The following is a 2,829-nucleotide window of genomic DNA, read 5'->3' as shown; positions in this document are numbered from 1 at the left end:
TCGTATGGGTGCGGCTTTAGCCTGCATCTTCTGTCCAACCGTATCGAGATATCTTTGTTTCGCACTTTCCAGCCGATGGGAGATGCTATCTCCAACCCAGCTTTCATTCAAATGACTAAGTTCGGGACGAACATAGTCCAACTCTTTTTCCCTAAAGTTGTGAATCTCACTCCCCGGCTTCACTGCTTGTACATGAATACTTGTTGCTCCCATAAGTTAACATTTTTGTGACAATCGATAACAGCCGGTGACAGCCGGCTGACAGGGGGTTAAGGGGGCTTGTCCCCTTACACACGCACCCTTTAGGGTGCTAGTGTGCTATCACCATACTGCATAGGTGCGAAGTTAGCAAATGTTCTGTAAATGCACAAATAAAGGGGAAAACATTTGGATTTGCGACAATAAAGTACTACCTTTGTTGCTGACCAAACGGTAGCCGACCGATACGGGAGAGTTACCAAAATACAAGCCGCTGGAGTTAATTGACGGACATCCGACATCTCCAGCGGCTTTATTTTTGCCTATCTGCTTCGTCTAGGCATACCAGTACCTCTACTAAAAATGTACTTCAAAGATACTTATTTTCTACCGACTTGATAGTTTTTACCCCATATTCTTGGACATTTTTCCCCCATGAGGTTATCTTTGTAGGGTGAAAGAGAAACCCATAAACGGGGATAGATTGAATGCTGGGAAGCATAAACAATCGGGGTAAGGTTAGCGAACCTTGCCTTTCATCCCCCATTATAACTTTACATAGAGGAACTTTATCTATCCCCCCCCCCGCCCCCAAAGGGGGAGCGACCAAACGGCAGCTTCACTCAATGGAGTGTTACTGTTCATCAAAGCCAAGTGATAATTGTCGTTTCTCTGCTTCTTCTTTCTTTTGGGCAGCTAAAGTCTTTTTCCGAACGTATGTTTTAGCAAATGTCACTCGGTCACCATTGAATACTATCAGAGGATTAATAAACCAAAGATTATCGGCTGGTCCTCGGGCTATGATTTCAGCTTTTACAAGTTCTGCAAGTCCTTTATAAACGGCTTTGTCTGTTTTGTATTTGGTATATTCTAGGCATTTTTTTCTATTGAAGATGATTAAATCATTTTTGGGTTTCATGCAGGTCATAAAGTAACCAAAAACCCGAATAGCTGCTTGTGATAGGTCAAAGAATGCAGCAAAGTTAGAAAGATACAATTTAGTGAATTGTTCTTCATCTACTTCTATTTGACGGATAAACGAAGTCTTAAACACTTCTCCAGTTTCAGTGTCGGCTAAAGCTACTACGGCTCTCTTATCGCCACCACTATTACTCTTATACTTTTTAACAACATGATTTTCAATACCTTCTATAGCTTGTTTCATAAAAGGATTTTCTTCGTTCTTTTGAAAATCGGTTAACTTAACTGCTTTTTTATTTTCCATTTTGATGTGTTTTTGGGAAATATTATTCTCCACAAAGTAAACTATTATTTTCCATAAAAACAATATTAAGGGAAATATTATTTTCCTGTTTAGTATTATATTAGGAAATCAGTATTTTCTAGATTGGAAAATGAGAATTTCCAATATGGAAAATGCCCTATATTGTGTATCAAGTACTTAACTTATTCTATTTCTTCTATTCTTAATATACCCCCAAAACAGCACAAAATCAGTCACTTAAAAATCATCGGTCGGGGAGCGCCCAGCGGCAAGGGGCGGGACCACCCGTCCCGACGAGCGCCACACCATAAACTTTTTTTAGAATAAGCACACAACCGTTTTCCGAACCCTGCAAAATTTCTTCCGAATCCGAACGACGTAACACTCCATTGAGAGAGGCTGCCGTTTGGTCGCTCCCCCTTTGGGGGCGGGGGGGGGTTACATACCCATACCGAAACCTCTGCTTCTGGTGATTTGCTTGAGTAGGTCTTTCCCCTCTTCCATAGCTTTTGATATGTTTGGGAAATGATGCCTTAAAGCCTCCAGTTGTTCGGAATTGAACAAGTCTTTCATCTTACCAAGTTCTTTTTTCAATTCCTTGGTTTCGGTCTTTAGTTCTTGGTTCTCCGTCCTTAATCGGTTACTGGTTGTCCTTGCGTTGTCCATTTGTTGTCTATAATACTCCTTGTCATTCTCGGCTTTGAATGCCTTTGTGCCGTTTTGCTCTTTTTCAAGTATAGCCTTTCCCAGTCTATCGGATAGCTGTTCATTTTCCCCCTCTAAAGCCTTTACTTTGGCTTTTAAGGCATCCTTTTCCCTATCGTTGACTGTTTTTCCAATCAAGCCGTAAAACTTCTCTGAAGCCTTAGAAATGAGTTTTTGGACGTTCTTCTTTGTTTCAATGGAACGTAGTTCTTTCTGAAGCTGAAGAAGCTGGTTTTGTACGTCCTTGTGTTTGTCTAATGCACTGGATATATCGTTTGATAGTTCCTGAAGCTGTTCTTTCGCACATTCGGTCTTGTACTGCATAGCCGATAAGTGTTTGCGGTCAGAAGAAACGCCACGTTCCATGCCCAGTGTTTCAGATGCTATGGTTTGGAGTTCTGCCATGTCATCACGCGATAAACGCACACTTTTCCCATTCGGCTGCGTCCAATCGAAAACTACATGGGCATGAAGGTTAGGTGTCCATTGCTTTGCGTTCATGTATCCTTCGTCCTTGTGTATATGGATTTGAAATGCTTCGATACCGAAACGTTCTTTGCAGACCGTGGCAAACTGCTGGAGTTCCTGCATGGTGGTTTCTTGTTTGATTACTATTACTCCCTCTCGTATGGGTGCGGCTTTAGCCTGCATCTTCTGTCCAACCGTATCGAGATATCTTTGTTTCGCACTTTCCAGCCGAT

Annotated in this window: 2 protein-coding genes and 1 pseudogene; all 3 read right to left on the bottom strand. The window is 41.8% G+C overall.

All coding sequences use genetic code 11. The features are described from left to right. Window positions 1-213: pseudogene (locus I2I04_RS23010) on the bottom strand (plasmid recombination protein); the annotation flags it as partial. 619 nt (window positions 214-832) lie between these two features. Next, window positions 833-1,423: a replication/maintenance protein RepL gene (locus I2I04_RS23005; protein ID WP_004295513.1), complete on the bottom strand. Its 591-nt coding sequence runs from the start codon at window positions 1,421-1,423 to the stop codon at window positions 833-835. A gap of 438 nt (window positions 1,424-1,861) precedes the next feature. Beyond that, window positions 1,862-2,829: mobilization protein (locus I2I04_RS23000; protein ID WP_195655936.1), on the bottom strand; the 968-nt coding region annotated here is incomplete at its 5' end.

Origin of the sequence: Bacteroides sp. 1001136B_160425_E2 (assembly GCF_015559655.1) — a bacterium.
In the GTDB taxonomy this organism is placed as follows: Bacteria; Bacteroidota; Bacteroidia; order Bacteroidales; family Bacteroidaceae; genus Bacteroides; species Bacteroides luhongzhouii.
The sequence above is the reverse complement of the archived record's forward strand: the minus strand, read 5'-3'. Positions and strand labels throughout refer to the sequence as shown.